At 67.3% G+C, this 15851-nt stretch carries 10 protein-coding genes and 1 tRNA gene; 4 read left to right on the top strand and 7 right to left on the bottom strand.

What is annotated here, in order from left to right; translation table 11 throughout:
* Nucleotides 1-148: 148 nt before the first annotated feature.
* On the bottom strand, nucleotides 149-4228 hold the full coding sequence (locus JYJ93_RS31355) for a DUF3857 domain-containing protein (RefSeq protein WP_206798226.1): 4080 nt from the start codon (nucleotides 4226-4228) through the stop codon (nucleotides 149-151).
* A gap of 594 nt (nucleotides 4229-4822) precedes the next feature.
* Here JYJ93_RS31355 and JYJ93_RS31350 point away from each other — a divergent pair.
* From JYJ93_RS31350 to JYJ93_RS31340, 3 genes are all read left to right on the top strand, one after another.
* Nucleotides 4823-5908 carry a hypothetical protein gene (locus tag JYJ93_RS31350; RefSeq protein ID WP_206798225.1) on the top strand — a complete coding sequence of 362 codons (1086 nt, stop codon included), beginning with the start codon at nucleotides 4823-4825 and terminating at the stop codon, nucleotides 5906-5908.
* Nucleotides 5909-6061: 153 nt separating this feature from the next.
* On the top strand, nucleotides 6062-7138 hold the full coding sequence (locus tag JYJ93_RS31345) for a hypothetical protein (RefSeq protein WP_206798224.1): 1077 nt from the start codon (nucleotides 6062-6064) through the stop codon (nucleotides 7136-7138).
* A 289-nt stretch (nucleotides 7139-7427) separates the two neighbouring features.
* Nucleotides 7428-8354 carry a hypothetical protein gene (locus JYJ93_RS31340; protein WP_206798223.1) on the top strand — a complete coding sequence of 309 codons (927 nt, stop codon included), beginning with the start codon at nucleotides 7428-7430 and terminating at the stop codon, nucleotides 8352-8354.
* Between the two features lie 23 nt (nucleotides 8355-8377).
* Here the strand turns inward: JYJ93_RS31340 and JYJ93_RS31335 are convergent.
* From JYJ93_RS31335 to rpsU, 6 genes are all read right to left on the bottom strand, one after another.
* A tRNA-Ile gene (locus tag JYJ93_RS31335) sits at nucleotides 8378-8450 on the bottom strand.
* A 9-nt stretch (nucleotides 8451-8459) separates the two neighbouring features.
* Nucleotides 8460-8783 (bottom strand): MGMT family protein, encoded by a 324-nt coding sequence (locus tag JYJ93_RS31330; RefSeq protein WP_206798222.1) that lies wholly within the window; start codon nucleotides 8781-8783, stop codon nucleotides 8460-8462.
* 95 nt (nucleotides 8784-8878) lie between these two features.
* Nucleotides 8879-10999: an RNA polymerase sigma factor RpoD gene (gene rpoD, locus JYJ93_RS31325; RefSeq protein ID WP_206798221.1), complete on the bottom strand. Its 2121-nt coding sequence runs from the start codon at nucleotides 10997-10999 to the stop codon at nucleotides 8879-8881.
* Nucleotides 11000-11089: 90 nt separating this feature from the next.
* A complete protein-coding gene (dnaG, locus tag JYJ93_RS31320) occupies nucleotides 11090-12934 on the bottom strand; it encodes a DNA primase (RefSeq protein ID WP_206798220.1) in 1845 nt (614 codons plus the stop codon).
* Between the two features lie 270 nt (nucleotides 12935-13204).
* Nucleotides 13205-13663: a GatB/YqeY domain-containing protein gene (locus JYJ93_RS31315; RefSeq protein WP_014395135.1), complete on the bottom strand. Its 459-nt coding sequence runs from the start codon at nucleotides 13661-13663 to the stop codon at nucleotides 13205-13207.
* A gap of 107 nt (nucleotides 13664-13770) precedes the next feature.
* Entirely contained in the window at nucleotides 13771-13965 is a 195-nt protein-coding gene (rpsU, locus tag JYJ93_RS31310) for a 30S ribosomal protein S21 (RefSeq protein ID WP_014395136.1), read from the bottom strand.
* A 135-nt stretch (nucleotides 13966-14100) separates the two neighbouring features.
* Here rpsU and JYJ93_RS31305 point away from each other — a divergent pair, with 135 nt between their 5' ends.
* The gene (locus tag JYJ93_RS31305) at nucleotides 14101-15693 is read left to right on the top strand and encodes a HEAT repeat domain-containing protein (protein ID WP_206798219.1); all 1593 of its coding nucleotides are present in this window, start codon (nucleotides 14101-14103) and stop codon (nucleotides 15691-15693) included.
* The last annotated feature ends 158 nt before the right edge of the window (nucleotides 15694-15851 follow it).

The raw sequence follows: 15851 nt of genomic DNA, 5'->3' as shown, positions 1-15851 counted from the left end.
GGGCAAAATAAATGCCCGGGGCGAATCCGTGAGCCCCCTTGCTCGCCATGCGCCGCCGCTCCACGCCCCGCGCTTCGGGCGCCAGGCGAAGTGCACCTGACGTGACTCCGTGGAGGCCGGAGGAAGGCCTCCCCCCGGATGCCAGGCGCTACTCCTGGACGGCCGCGGACGCCGCCCCTCGCAGCGAGACGCGTTGCTCCAGGGCGCCCAGCGCGGCCTGCATGGCGTCCTTGTACGCGGGGTACCTGGAGGCTTCGTAGCGCCCCTTCGCCCGCTGGATGCGGAAGTCCCGCGTGAGCACGCCATCGGCCAGCCGGGACGCCAGCTTCCACTCCGCGTAGTCCGTGGTGCCGGAGCGCTCCGCCAGGTCCTGCGCCGGGATGTCCTGACCCGAGGGCACCTCGAAGTGGGTCACGCTCTCGATGACGAGGGGCGCCCTCGTCTCCAGGGGAGAGTCACGTCGCTCCGTCTCCCGGAGGCCGAGGAAGTTGTGCTCCCAGTGCGAAGGCAGTTGCCCCACGATGCCGCCGCCCGCGGAGGCGAAGCGGCCGCGCACGACGTATTCGATCTTCAAGGTCAGCGGGCGCTCGGGCTCCTCCAGGTCGGGGACCTCCAGGGTGGTGACGCTCACGCCGGCCCGGGAGCCTCCCATCACGGAGGCCATCATCTCCGCGCGCTCGGAGGGCTCTTCGCTGGAGAGGTAGTAGCGCAGGGCGGAGGCGTGGCTTCCCTTCAGCGTCACCTGCTCCTTCACGTGCAGCACCGTTCCCTGGAGGCGGACGTGCCGTTCGGCGCGCACGTGGCTCGGGGAGGACTCGGGGATGCGCACGAGCCGGGCCTTCGCGGCATCCAACACCAACGTCTCCCGGCCGCCCAGGGCCTGCTCCCCGCTGCTCAGGGGCGCGACGGACTTGTTCGTCACATCCACGAAGGTGCCCCCGCCCACCGTCGGCAGGTAGACGACCATGTGGTCGAACTGATCCAACGAAGGCGTGTCCGCGACGATGGGGCCGCCCGTCCGCACGAGCGCCAGCTGCGAGGGAATCCCCGCGGCGCCCAGCAGCTGGTGCAGCAGGAGGGAGTGGTCCTTGCAGTCGCCGGTGCGGTTGCCGAGGATTTCATCCACGGTGTGCGGAATGCGGACCCGGGCGCCGAAGAGGATGCCTCGGTAGGTCAGGCTCTTCTGGACCCACCGGGCCAGCGCGGCGGCACGCGTCGCCTCATCCTTCGCCGCCCCCGCCTCCTTGGCGGCCAGGGACTTCACGGCGGACGCGGGCACGAGCTGCGTGGCGATGGACTTCAGGTAGTCGCTCCCCTCGGCCTCCCACGTCGTGCCGACGGGGGCCAGCCACGCCATGGGCAAGTACTCCTGATAGTCGGGCTGCAGGCCCTCCTCGCGGTAGGGAGCCGGCTGCTCGACGATGAAGGTCAAGGCATCGGGCGCCTGGAGGGGCTTGATGCCGGGCGAGGCCCGCCACTGCATCGCGTCCACGTCGCCACGGACGTAGAGCACGGAGCGTGACGCGGGGATGCTCGCGAAGAAGTCATGTTCGAGGAAGCGCATGGCCTTCGGCGGCGTGATGTCGCGGCGGGTGACCACCACCTCCACGGTGTGCCCGGGCTTCAGCCCTGGCACGGGCACCACCAGGATGCGGCGCTGGGTGCCCTGCTGCGCGGAGGCCCGGTCGGAGACGTAGCAGTCCTCCACCTTGCCCCTGGCCACCACGCGGCCCTGCTCATCCCGGACCTCCACCCGGTTGACGAAGATCTCCTCGGACAGCGGGTTGAGCTCGAACTCGAAGGTGTTGTAGCGCTCCACGCCCGCCGCGTTGTGCACCTGGACCCGGCGCAGGTCGGTGGTGCGCAACTCCTTGCCCTTCACGAAGGAGATGGCGGTGGCCAGCAGGTGGTACTGGCCATTGTGGCCCTTGGCCTCGGCGGGCTTGCCCTTCTGCGCGAGCAGTTCCGGCGGCAGCGCGACCTCCTCGATGGGCGTCTTGAGCACCGAGTTGGTCCCCTGGCCCAGCATGCCGGACACATGATCGAGGAACTGGCGCGTGTCCGTGGATGCGGGCTCCAGTTCGAGCGCCTTCTCCAGGGAGGATTTGGCCTCCGCATAGCGCTTGAGCGAGTACTCCACGCGGGCCCGGGCCCGGTAGCCCGTGGGGGACTGCGCTGACTGGCTCACCATCTCCTCGGCGACCTCGAGCGCGAGCTTCGGCTTCTTGGCCTCCAGCCACGTGTTCGCCAGCGCTTCGGACAACTCCAGGGCGTAGCCCTCGCGCTTCTGCCGCTGCTTCAGGAGGGCGGCGGCCTGTTCAGGGGTTCCCTTGCGGCGCAGGAGGCCCGCATGCATGAGCGTGGCCTCCGTCGAATCGGCCCGCTTCCGGTACCGCTGGATGACCTGGAGCGCCTGCGCGACGCGGCCCTTCTCCTCGAGCAGCGTGAGGTACCGGCTCAGGTGGCTCTCATTGGTGAGGCGGGAGGGGAAGAGGGAAGCGTAGGCCTGGAACCCCTCGGCCTCGCGGCCGCTGCGCACGAGCAGGTAGGCCCGCCAGGACTCCAGGCGGAGCTCCCCCCGGAACCGCTTCGCGTGGGCATTGATGAGCGCGAGCCCCTCCGCGTACTGCTCGGAGCTGGCGTACCCGGCCGCGGCGTTGATGAGCAGCATGGGCACGCCGGGTTCCAGCTCGAAGGCGCGCTTGAACCAGGGCGCGGCCGCGGCGAAGTCCTCCCGGTCGCTGTAGTAGCGCGCCATCTGGTCGAAGACCCTCGCGTGGGTGGTCGCGGCGGTCTTGCCCACCGCCGCGGAGCGGGGCGCCGTCGAGGGGGCGCGGAGCTTGACGGCATCCAGCGCCGAGCGGACCCGGTTGCCGAGCGTGGGCTGGTTCTTGGTCCACCATCCGGCGAGCAGGTACGCCATGTCCCCGTCGCGGAATACGCGCAGCTCGTATTCGTCGACGCCTCCCTCTTCACTCTTCGACTCGTAGGAGAAGGCCTGCCCGGAGAGCTTGCCCGTGGTGACCTCGCGGGCATTGCGGACCGCGGCTTCGCGCGAGTCGACATTGAGGACGCTCAGCAGGCCGTGGGCGAGGGCATCCGGAGAGGGCTCCTCACCGAAGAGCCAGAGGGGGACGACCACCATGCTGGCGTTGTCCCCGGTTGCGCCGAAGTCCGCTTCGGGGAACTCTGTCGCGAGGTTGTCGGGCCGTGTCCACAGTCGCCCGTCCAATTCGACGGAGTATCCGTACTCCGTGGAGTGTGCCTTCAGGGGGCTCGCGGCCGCGGCGGTGGGGGCGGCCTTGCGCTGGGGATCCACCAGGGAGAAGCGCGAGAACAGGCGGTCCGCCTCGGCGAAGAGCGCCTCCTCCGCCTTCGGGCTTCCCCACGCCACGAGCTGATAGGCGTGCTCGCCGCGAGCGTAGACCCAGTGCACGTAGGTCAGCGGCATGTTCGCGTGCTGGGCACGGGAGCGCAGTCGGATTCCCTTCAGGTCACCGACGGCAAAGGGTTCACGCGACAGCTTCTCGACCGTGCCCGTGGCGCTCTCGAGGTTGGCGCTCACGATGTCCGCGAGCAGCTCGGTGCCCTCCGCTTCGTCCGCGAGCTCTCCATCCGCGAACTTCTCCGGGACGATCATGAAGTACATCTGGGCGTCGCCCCCGCGCGCCATGGCGAACTTCGCGAGCTTGTTGAGGCGTGGGGCGTTCAGCGTCGTCCACGGCTTGCCCGGATGCTGGAAGGCGAAGTTCATCGCCTCGTCACGGATGCCTTCCTGGGGCTTCTCCACCCGGAGGTTCTCCGGGATTTCATTCCGGCGGGCCATGACCCGGGCGAAGCCAATGCCCATGCCGGTCAGCATGAGCGCCGAGATCGCGATGGCCCACCACGCGTGCGAGCGTCCCTTGATGCTCCGTTCCTTGTCGGCGCGGAGCTCGATGAGGCCGGTGACGGCGAGAAACAGCCCCAGCAGCATGAGGACGAACGTGAACAGCCCCACCAGGATCGCCGCCGGAGGCGAGTCGAGCACCTTGAAGAACTGGACGAGGAGGATCCCCAGCGCGGCGACATCCACCAGCATCAGCGAATAGACCGCCTTGCGGTTGGTGGAGGCCTCCTGGAGTGCCTGCCAGCCTTTGAAGAGGCCGAAGAAAAGAAGAACGATCCAGATGAGCGAGCCGGTGGACAGGCCCGGGTCCGTCGCCGCGGCGAAGAGCAAGGTGGTCATGTGAGGATGGACCGCAGCCTAGCAGCCACGGCGCTGGACAGCCCATCCCCCGGGATTCACGAAGGGCGACGCACGGCTTCCAAAGCGCGTAATTCATTGTCTTTCGGAATAACCTATGCATGGGTGAGGTCTGGGATTACCCATCCAGCCTGGATGCGAAGACACCCAGCAGTCTCATGAACAGGCAAGGGCCTGGTACGCTTGAGATGCGCGAAGACATGGTGCAACGCCTTGCAGGTGGAGCTGCTGTCAGCCAGGTCGCGAAGTCCCTGGGGACGGGGCCATGCCTTCACCCTGTCGATGCTCATCCGCGTCCGCGGAAACGAGCTTTCCCTCCGGACACAGCCCAGGGAGAGCCAATGGGTAGGCCTGGCCATCATGGGCTTCTTCAGGCCTTGGTCCTCCGGGCCCCTTCTTCGTCGGACTGGTGGGCCGTGGCTGGCAGGGCCCGCTGACTGTGAAATCCAACCAGAGCGGTTGTGTTTTGCCCGTGTCCACTCGAGCCGACCAGCCGGGAGGGCTTGAAGAAGTCCAAAGCGGCGTGGTCTTCTCATTGGAGTCGGGCGAAACCCAGAGGCCGACGAGGAAGACAAGATGTCCCGATTCACAGATCTGCAGATGCAAGGCATTCTCGATGGAACGAAGACCGTCACGGTCACCGGGGGACATTCGCTGCTTCTGCGCATCATGGAGCTGGGGAGCTTCAACATCTTCGTCAAAGAGCTTGAGGGGAAGAACGACAAGCTTCGCGGGCAGGAGATCGCGCGACACACACAGGAGAAGATGCTGTACGAGGTCCCGCCCAATGCCAGGCTGAGCGTCGTCGCCATAGCCACCCGGCAGCTCATCGAAAAGAACCTGCCCTGGGTATTCGTTCGGGTGGAAGGGGAAGGGGTGGAGGGCGTCATCCCGAAATCCGTCTTCCACGACCTGGCACTCCCCCACGCCTATGATGAACTGACGGGTGTCACCTACGGTGGGTATAAATGGTCGGAGATGGCAACCCACCGCGTGGTGAACTTCAAGGCAGGTAAGTGTAGCCATTGCCAGCAGAATGCAAATAGCCACAAGCTCTATGAGACTCGGCAGAGCAACCTTGATGCCGCCGAGCTGCTGGGGATTCTCACGGACCAGAACTGGGCTCAGGGCTCACCCGCGATGATTGGCATCATCCATGCGCTCGCGGACGACTGGCGGGTGTATTGGGCGGCCTACTCCGGCAAGTACTCAAGCTCGGGAACCCACCCTCATGAGGCGGACTTCATGCGCGCGGTGGGGACTCTGGCGGAGCGGCAGCAGGCGCCCTGGCAGTATGCGCGGCACCTCAAGAGCAGTGACAAGCATCTGCTTTGCACAGGTGATGACACCCTTGAGAACATCAGGGGATTCGCCGGTGCCAAGTTCGAAATGTCGCAGTTGGTATGCGCCGCGCCGAAGCTCATTCAAGCGGCTCACCGGGAAGGAGACATTCCCGTTGCCATGTCCGAGATCTGGTACAATCCCAAGGGCGTCAAGTCGGAAGGGAATTATCCCCACGGCGCCATAGTGGACTCGTGCAATCTCTGCCGTATGTCCATTCCTCCCATGCTGTGCAAGCGTCCCAAGGACTTCAAAGGCCCAACGACAGTCCGGAAGTTCGTGCCTCGCTCCCTGAAGACCCAAAAAGTTTCGCTCTTCTAGTCAGAATCCATCTCCTCGATCCGTGCCAGGGCCGGACGCGCGGGGCACAGGTGGACGAGAAGGCGCTTGGTCGCGGAGCGAAATGCAAAAGAAATCCCGGCCTGGATTCCTCCAGGCGTGGGGGGCGCTCACCAGCCCTTGGAGGAGACTCGAATGGCGCCAGTCAGCGGAGCGGGGACGCGTCCCCGGACAGCGGTAGGTCAGGCGAACAACACCGGGGGGCCGAACCAGGTCGGTGACACGGTGCAGAAGCCGCCGTCGGACGTCGAGGCGGCGCTGAAGGAGCTCGAGCAGAAGCTGGGCAAGATCTTCAAGCCCGACGCCGAGGCCCTGGCGGGAGGGAAGCTGCCGCCCCGGCCGGGACGTGAAATGCCCGCGGCCGACAAGGCCCTGGCCGAGCGGGCCGTCTCCGACTTCCTCCTCAAGGTGGGCCTGGACCAGGGAGAGAAGTACCTCCTGGGTCCCAAGGCCAACTCGCCCCATGCGGCGGCCGTCCTCGGAACGCTCAAGAAGCTCGTCGGGCCGGAAGGGCTGAAGGTCAAGCTCGGGGACAAGGGCGACTTCACCCTCAAGGCGGAGCTTGGCAACTGGTTGCAGAAGGCCGACCCCAAAGGCAGCGCGTCCGTCAAACTCCAGCTCACGAAGAACACCGAACTGACGGGCTCCGCCAACTTCAACCGGGACGGGTTCGACAAGGGGGCGGCCGGCGTCACCTGGACGAAGGACGGAACCAAGCTCACCGCTACTGGAGCCTTCAACAAGGATGGCTTCGACCGGGTGTCTGGAGGTGTCGAAAGGACGCAGGGGCGCTTCACCACCACGGCGACCGGGACGCTCAACGCCCAGGGAGGCTTCAAGGCGGAAGGAGGCGTGACCTTCAAGAACCCGCAGGGCGTCTTCGGCCTCAAGGCCCTGCAGGACTTCCAGAACGGCTCCACGCGCATCGAAGGCAGCGTGAAGACTGGGGCCACGAACCCGTTCGAGGTGACGTCCGGGGCCAGCCTGAAGAACGGGGTCCTCTCGAGCGTGGATGGGAAGTTCAAGTGGTCGCTCGACAAGGGCCGCCTCACCCTTCAGGGCAACGCGCTCCATGACTTCATGAAGGGGACGAAGAAGTTCGAAGGGCAGGTCAGCTACAAGCCCGGAGCCGACACGAGCTTCTTCGCGGCGGCCTCCGCCGATTCGAAGAACGGCTTCGGCGTGCGCTTTGGCGCGGCGATCCGCTTCTAAATGAACTGGGATTGTCATCCGCGCGGGCATCTCTGCCTCGGATGACAATCCATTCCCCGAATGGGTGATGGTTCGTGTTCGGGAAGACAGGGCATGGTGCGCTGGACGTCATTGGATTGCCCATCCTGCGTCGGAGGGCCTCATGTCGCTCAAGCGCCTCGTTGAGCAGCCGAAGGTACGAAGTCGGCTCAATCCCCTTCTTCAGTCGGTCGTGCGTCCGCGACCTCCTGCCGACGTTCGGGTCATGCGCTCCGTGCACCGAGGCCGGGCAGGGCTCCTGGGGACCGCCATGGACTATGCCTTGCGCTTTGAACTGGGGCGGCGCTGTCCCCATGCCCTTGAAGAGAGCTGGGTGGCCCACGGCGCGCTGGGAGTCCTGCCGGGCGAGTTCATCACCGAGACCGGCACATCCAGTCCTTGGGAACTGGGCGCACGGATCCTCCAGGACGCGGAGCGGGTCGTTCGCGCCTATCGACGCCTCACGAAGGTCGGAGCAAAAGACCTCCAGGCGATGGCCAAAGCCGCGCTTTCGCTCTCCGCGCTCGATTTGCTCTGCCGCGCTCCGTTCAATCCCTACACCTGGAATGAGGACTTCGCGCGCGTGGAACGAGGTGAGGTCGACGAGGTCCGCAGGATGATCGAGCACGCACCGCTCGATGAATTCACCACATCGGGGACAATGCTTCTGAACCCCACATTCGGCCGCAACTCCCGCGCCGTGGGCGGAGCCGACGCGGACCTGATCGTGGATGGCACCTTGTTCGAGATCAAGACGACCCAAGAGGCAAAAGTCACACTCGAGCACCTGCGCCAGCTCTGTGGCTACTTCCTGCTTGCGCGGGCGATGCGACAGGACGAGCCACGGTTTCCTGTCATCTCAAACCTGGGGATCTACTTTCCGCGCTATGGCTACACCTGGAGATTCCCCGCTCAGGTCTTGATCTCTCATCCTGTCTTCGCGGAGACGGAGGACTGGTTCTTTCAGCAGGTCTTGCGAAGACGCGGGCTTCCCGTCGAGACCCTGGAGATGCGCTCGGTTCGAGACTGGCTCAAATCCAGACCTCGGCAGTTCGGCCCCAGACCTGATTCCATTTCAAGCCCGCTCCCCCAGGAGGAACTCCACGGCATCTTGATCAATCGGTTCGAGAACAAGCGTCCCCGGGCAGCCAGGACGCGAACGGGCGTCCGCAAGCGTTCCTTGAAGAAGACGCGGTGAGGCAAGGCGGAAGGTGAGGGGAGTGGGCCCTCCTGGATTCGAACCAGGGACCAATCGGTTATGAGCCGACAGCTCTAACCGCTGAGCTAAGGGCCCTCGCGCTGACTATAAGGCCTTGCCGTCCTTCTTCACCACCACGCGGAACACCTGCCCCCGTTCGTCCACGGTGACGCCCTCCGCGCGCAGCCGCTTCGCCTGCTCGTGCGCCACCGGGGGCGCCAGCGTCCCGTCCGAACGGATGACCCGCCACCAGGGCACCTGCGTGGCCTGCCCCGGCAGGTGCTTCAACTCCCGCCCCACGCCCCGCGCCGCGCCCGGCCTGCCCGCGTAGATGGCCACCTGCGCGTAGGAGCGCACCTCCCCCCGGGGAATGGAGCGCACCTGCTTCATCACGCTGTCGGAGAAGGGCAGGGGCTTCTTCGCGGCCATGGCGCACCTCACTCAGGGACGACAAACGACGAAGGCCCCCGTCCACTCAGGGAACGGAGGCCTTCAAGTTCAGCGGTCAGTCTACTCCGGCGGCTTTAGCTCTCCACGAAGGAGCGCAGGCGCTTGGAGCGGCTGGGGTGGCGCAGCTTGCGCAGCGCCTTGGCTTCAATCTGGCGGATGCGCTCGCGCGTCACCTCGAAGTCCTGGCCCACCTCTTCCAGCGTGTGGTCGCTCTTCTCGCCAATGCCGAAGCGCATGCGCAGGACCTTCTCCTCGCGCGGCGTGAGCGTGGCCAGCACCTTCCGGGTCTGCTCGGCCAGGTTCATGTTGATGACCGCGTCCGCGGGCGACACCAGGCTCTTGTCCTCGATGAAGTCGCCCAGGTGGCTGTCCTCTTCCTCGCCAATGGGCGTCTCCAGGGAGATGGGCTCCTTGGCGATCTTCAGGACCTTGCGCACCTTGTCGAGCGGCAGCTCCATCTTCTCCGCGATCTCTTCCGGCGTCGGCTCGCGGCCAATCTCCTGCACGAGGTAGCGGCTCGTGCGGATGAGCTTGTTGATGGTCTCGATCATGTGCACCGGGATGCGGATGGTGCGGGCCTGGTCCGCGATGGCGCGGGTGATGGCCTGACGGATCCACCAGGTGGCGTACGTCGAGAACTTGTAGCCGCGCTTGTACTCGAACTTGTCCACCGCCTTCATCAGGCCGATGTTGCCCTCCTGGATGAGGTCCAGGAACTGCAGGCCGCGGTTCGTGTACTTCTTCGCGATGGAGACCACGAGGCGCAGGTTCGCCTCCACCAGCTCGCTCTTGGCGCGCTCGGCGCGCTTCTCACCCAGGCGGATGGCGTCGTAGTTGCGGCGGAGCTGATCCACCGGGAGGTTCGCTTCCTCCTCCACGCGCTTGATCTTCCGCACCGCCGTGCGCACGTCGCGGTCCAGGACCTCCAGCTGCTCGGGCGTGAAGTTGAGCTGCTTCTGGAGCTTCTTGGCGATGTTCGGGTTCTCGCGCGACTCCTTGAGCTGCGGGCGCAGGTCCTTCATGTTGACCTGGTAGCGGCGCTCCAGGTCCCCGAGCTCCTCCTCCGCCTTCTCCACGCGCTCGATGAGGCCCTTGAGGTTCAGGACGATGCGGTCCACCTGCTTCTTGTTCAGCCGCATCTCCTCCAGGACCTCCATCATCTTGGTCCGAAGGTCCTTCACCTCCTGCTTCAGCTCCTTCTTGCGCACCTCCGTGAGCTTCTTCTTCCCGGAGAGTTCTTCCTCCAGGACCTCGCAGTCCTTGGCGAACTTGCGGAAGCGCTCGATCTGCTTGGAGATCTGCTCGATCTTGTTGAGCTCGCTCTGCGCCAGCTGCGCGGGGGCCTCGCCCTCGGCTGCTTCCTCGGCGGGCTCTTCCGCGTTCTCCGACTGGGCCTCTTCGGGCGCGTCCTTGATGACGTCGCGCACGCGCAGCTTGCCCGTCTTCAGGCGGTTGCTGATGTCCAGGATGTCCGCCACCGCGACGCGGCAGGCCAGGAGCGCGCGCAGGACTTCCTTCTCGCCCTCTTCGATGCGCTTGGCGATCTCCACCTCGCCCTCGCGGGTGAGGAGGCTGACGCTGCCCATCTTGCGCAGGTACAGACGGACCGGATCGTTGGACTTGCCGCCCGGCTCGTCGTCCTCGTCCTTCTCGTCCTCGTCCTGGTCTTCCTTCTCTTCCTCGACGGCGACGGTGGGCTTGATCTCGTTGGACTGCGCGGCCTTCTGCGCGTCCACGATCTCGATGTCGTTGTCGCCGAACATGCTCATCACGTCGTCGATCTGATCGGACGACACGATGTCGGCGGGGAGGGCGTCGTTCACCTCGTCATAGGTGAGGAAGCCCTTCTCGCGGCCCGCGGCCAGCAGGTCCTTGACCTCCTTGCGCTCGGCGACGGGATCCTCCTCCACGTCGTCTTCCACGGCGTCCGGGTCCACCTGGACGGCGGCGGCGGCTTCCTCCGCGGCCTCCTCGGGGTCCACGTCGTCGGCCATGGCGGCGACGCCCTTCTTCTTCTTGATCTTCTCGGGCGCCTCGGCGGGGGCGTCCTTCGCCAGCAGCTCCTTCTCCTCAGGCTCCGCTGCCTTGGTGACCTTCGCCGCAGGGCTGTCCGGGGCCTTCTTCTTGCGGATCACCGGGTCCACCTTCTTCTTGGTGGGCTTCACGGATGCCTTGGGGGGCTTCTGCGTCGGCATTCGGGTACTTCTCCTTAAGAAAATCAGGTGCTTTGGCCTGGGCGAGCCGGCCGATCTACCGCAAAGTCGAGCTTTCTTACAAACGCGAACTCAAACCGGTTGCATTGGTCCCTTTGTTCCCGTTGCCGAGGAAGCGGGGGAGAGCTCATCCAGGACGCGCTTGCGGAGGGCCAGCAGTTCCTTGCGCTCTGACAGGAGCAACCGCGTCTCCTCTGTCAAATCAAAAGCCCCCTGCGTCTGTTCCGTCGCTCGCTTTATATAAACGAGCCGCTCGTCAATGCGCTTCTTCATGATGTCGCGGCACGCGAGGATGAACTCCGTCTCGAGCTCCATTCCCGCGGGAGAGAGCCGGCGGCCGGCCTCCAGGAGCGTCCGCTTGACGACCTCGGACGCCTCGAAGAGTGCCTCCTCCAGCCCCTGCCCGGACGTCGTCTGGGCCAGCACCATCCGCAGTCCCATGTGGGACAGCTCATCACACACGCGGAAGGTGTCCCGGGCGAGCAGCCGGGAATCCCGAAGGATTGCGGCCACATAGAGCGCTTCCGACTCCGGCGGAGGGCGCTCCGCCTGGGGCTTGGGCACCGGGCGCGGCACGGCCTGGGCGGGGACGGCGTTGGGGTACGCGGTGGGCGCCACGGCGGGCTTGGGGGTGGGGGGCGGCTTGTACTGGAGCGACGACTCAATCTGCGCCGGCATCCAGCCGAAGTGCCCCGCCAGCGCGCTGATGAGCGCCGAGCGCGCCAGGCCCGGAGGCACCTGGGAGGTGACGGGCTTGAGCCGCTCCAGGGCGGACATCTTCTCCTCGAAGCTCGCCTGCTTGCCCGCGGGGAGCAGGGTGGCGAAGAGGTAGGCGGTGAGGGGCTGGGCGCCCTCCAGGAGGCGCTCCACGCCTTCGGTGCCCTCGCGGCGGGCGAAGACGTCCGGGTCATCCCCCTGCGGCAGGAGGGCCACGCGGGTGGGAGCGCCCGCGGCGAGCAGGGGGCCGGCCAGGCGTTCCACGGCCGCGAGCCCCGCGGAGTCTCCGTCCAGGAGCAGCACCAGGTCGCGGGCCTCCGCGCGCTTGAGGACCTGGAGGTGCCCGGCGGTGAGGTTGGTGGAGCACAGGGCCACCGCGTTGCGCACGCCCACCTGGTGCAGGCCGATGCAGTCGAAGTACCCCTCCACGAGCACGGCCGTCTTGCGCTTGTGGATGTCATCGCGCGCCTGGTCCATGCCGAAGAGCGTCTCGCTCTTGTTGTAGAGCCGGGACTCGCGCGAGTTGAGGTACTTGGGGCCGTCCTCCGAGGCGACCAACCGGCCGCCGAAGGCGATGGGCCGCCCCTCCGGCGCGCGGATGGGCACCATCAGGCGGCTGCGGAAGAAGTCGATGCAGCCATCCCCGCTGTTCCGCTTGGTGATGAGCCCCGCCTTCAGGCCCCACTCCAGCATGCCGTTCTTCTGGAAGCGGTCCGCCAGGAGGCTCCACTGCGCGGGCGCCCACCCCAGGCCGAAGCCCTGGGCGACCTCCTCCGACACGCCACGGCTGGCCAGGTAGGCGCGCGCGGCGCGGCCTTCGTCCTCGTGCCAGAGCAGGCCGCGGAAGTGCTCCGCGGCGAAGTCCGTGGCCTCCTTGACCTGCTGGCGCTCCTTGAGGCCGGGGTCCTGCGCGGCCTCCAGGTCGATGCCCACCTCCTGGGCCAGGTCGCGCACGGCGTCCTGGAACGTCTTGCCCAGGTAGCGCTGGATGAAGGACACCGCGTCGCCGCTCGCCCGGCAGCCGTGGCAGAAATAGAAGCGCTTCTCCGGGACGACGTAGAACGAAGGCGTCTTCTCCTGGTGGAAGGGGCAGCGGCCCTTGAACTCGCGCCCGGCCTTCTTGAGCTCCACGTGACGGGACACCAGCGACACGATGTCCACGCGGTCGAGGACCTCCTGGATCTTGTGCTCCGGAATCACGACGCCCCTCCATCCATCCGCATCAGCGCGGCCTTCCGCCCGCCATCCTGACGGCCCCCTCTGACGAAAACGGACGGAAGCTGGGACACGGCGCGCACTCCTGATGGCTGCCCGCTCGCCTCCCGGGTTGGGGGACGGGCGGAAGAGGCCTTGAGGATCAGCGCTTAATGGGCAGCGGGCGAGGGATCAAAAAATCCGCTTCGAGCCCGGGGTGGGGAGGGCACCTGGGAGACGTTCCCGGCGCCCCTTCCCCGAAGAATCACGGGTGCTTCAGGACAGCTTGGCCAGCTGGGCCTTCACTTCCTCGGAGATGGCCTTGCCCTCGGCCTTGCCCTGGACCTTGGGGTTCACGTTCTTCATGACCGCGCCCATGTCCTTGGGGCCCTTGGCGCCGACCTCGGCGATGGCGGCCTGGACGGCGGCGGTGAGCTCCGCGGGGGTGAGCTGCTGGGGCAGGTAGCGCTGCAGGACGGAGATCTCCTGCTCTTCCTTCTCCGCCAGCTCCGGACGGCCACCGGCCTTGAACTGCTCGACGGAGTCGCGGCGCTGCTTGATGAGGGTGGCGATGACCTGCTGGATGCCCGCGTCGTCCAGCTCGCTGGCTCCCGGCTCGACCTCCTTGTACTTCACGGCGCTCTTGAGCATGCGCACCACGCTCAGGGTCAGCTCGTCCTTGGCCTTCATCGCGTCCTTCAGGTCCGCGGTCAGGCGCTCTTTCAGGGTGGTCATGTCGGGATTCCTCACGGGCGGGGAAAAGGGTCGCCGCGCCAGCGGATGGGACGGCGGGAGCCAGGGCACCTGACTGCTGGAGCCCCGGCTCCTCACTGCGGGCCTGCCTAGTACGACTTGCGGGCCTTCTTCACAGCGCGCTTCTTGGCGGCGAGGGCCTTCTTCTTCCGCTTCACGGAAGGCTTCTCGTAGTGCTCGCGCTTGCGGATCTCGGAAAGGATTCCGGCCTTCTCGGTGGCCTTCTTGAAGCGCTTGAGAGCGCTTTCGATGGACTCACCTTCCTTCACTCGAATACCGGGCATGCAGTCACCTCCTTCCGCCTAGCTGGATGCAATCTGGAAATCTTCAGAGGGTCGGGGGGTATGGCGCAGCGGGCCGGAAAAGGCAAGGAGACCCGCACGGAAAGGATGGGCCGGGTGCGCTAGACTGGCCGGCGCGTGCCCCGCCTCCTCCTCCTGGTCCTCTTGCTGGCCGCCAGCCCCTCCCGGGCTGGCACGGTCGCTTCCGAGTGCTGGGCCTCCTGCCGCCGTCATATCGCGGACCCCTCCCTGCGCGCCCGGACCTGTGGCGCCTGCGTCACCGGGGGGCGGGTGGACAGCTGGGTGGCGTCCCTGGGGACGGGTGGGGTGGAGGCGCAGCAGGCGCTGGCCTCCGCGCTCAAGGACTCCAGCTGGCGGGTTCGTTGGGCCGCGGTGCGGGCGGAGGCCCGGAGCCGGGGGCTGACGGAGCGGAGGGCCCTGGCGGATTGGATCATGGACACCCCGCCGGACGCGGACCTGGGGGCCTGTCTCACCGCCGTCCGGGCCGCCGCTGATTCTGGCCGGTCCACGGCGGACTTCCTGCGGGAGGCGGGCGCCCGGGGGCCTGCCGCCGCCGCCCGGGTGTGGGCGAAGCGGGACGCCGTCCGGCAGTCGCTGTCGCTGGAGATGTTCTCGCAGGAGCCGTCCGTGCGGCTGCCGGCGCTCCTGCACCTGGCCACCTTCCAGGGGCGGTCGGCGACGCGCGTGGTGCTGGACGCGGTGGCTTCGCGGCCCGTCGCGGGTGACGCGGTGATGGCGGAGCTGCTCACCGCGGTCGCCGAGCGGCAGCATGCGTCCGTGGGCCGGCTGCTCCTCACCGAGGCGAAGCCTCCGGACGAGGCGGTCATCAACCGGCTCTTCGCCGTGTACTCGCGCGAGCTGGATGCGCTGCGGCCGGGGCTCACCTCCGGCGACGTGCAGCGCCGGCGCACGACGGTGGCCACCCTGCGCCGCTACGGCCCGCTGGCGAAGCGGGAGCTGGAGGGCGCGCTGGGGGACGACGATGGCCGGGTGCGGGAGCTGGCGGCGCGGGGCCTGGCGGAGTCCGCCGGGAAGCCCCTGCGGGACGTGGCGCTGCAGGGGGTGAAGGACTCGGAGTCCGCGGAGGCCGCGCGGCCGTGGCTGGGCGCGATGGCGCATGAGAAGGGGTGCTTCGCCTTCCTGCGGGACGTGGCGGAGGGGCGCAACGCCCGGACTCCGGAGGTGCAGGGGGAGGCGGTGGCGCTCATGGGGGACTGCACGGAGGGCCCGGCCCCCACGAAGCGGCTGGCGCCCTTCCTTTCGTCGAATGTGACGCCAGTGCGTGCGGGGGCGGTGCGCGCGCTGGGGTCGCTGCCCCGGAATGGCGACGCGATGGCGCTGGCGGCGAAGGCGCTGGAGGACGGCGCGCCGGAGGTGGTCGTGGCCGCGCTGGACGTGCTGTCCGCCTACCGGCAGCCGTCGCGCGGGGACGAGGCGGCGGGCCTGTTGGCGTCGGAGCACCCGGTGGTGCGCGCGGCGGCGGCGCGGGCGCTGGAGTTCGTGGGCCGCACCACGCACGTACGCGTCCTGGCGGACCGCCTGCGTGTGGATCCGGTGGCGGACGTGCGCGTCGCGGCTGCGAGGACGCTGAGCACGCTGGGTGGGCCCCAGGCGGTGGCGGCCTTGAGTGAAGCGGCGGCCCACGACGGGGACACGCACGTGAAGCACGTGTCGGCGGAAGGGCTGCGGCGGCTGGGCTTCGGACGCTGAGCGAGGTGGCGGCGCGCGACGCGGACACGCATGTGAAGCACGTGTCGGCGGATTCGAGCGCTGGCGTTGCGAGCGGCCCTCCGCCGCTCAGGCTGCTCGCGCGGACTGCCTGGGAATCCGGAAGGCGGAAGGCCCGTGGATCACGGCCTTCCTCCTGA

Source organism: Corallococcus sp. NCSPR001 (genome assembly GCF_017309135.1).
In the GTDB taxonomy this organism is placed as follows: Bacteria; Myxococcota; Myxococcia; order Myxococcales; family Myxococcaceae; genus Corallococcus.
The sequence above is the reverse complement of the archived record's forward strand: the minus strand, read 5'-3'. Positions and strand labels throughout refer to the sequence as shown.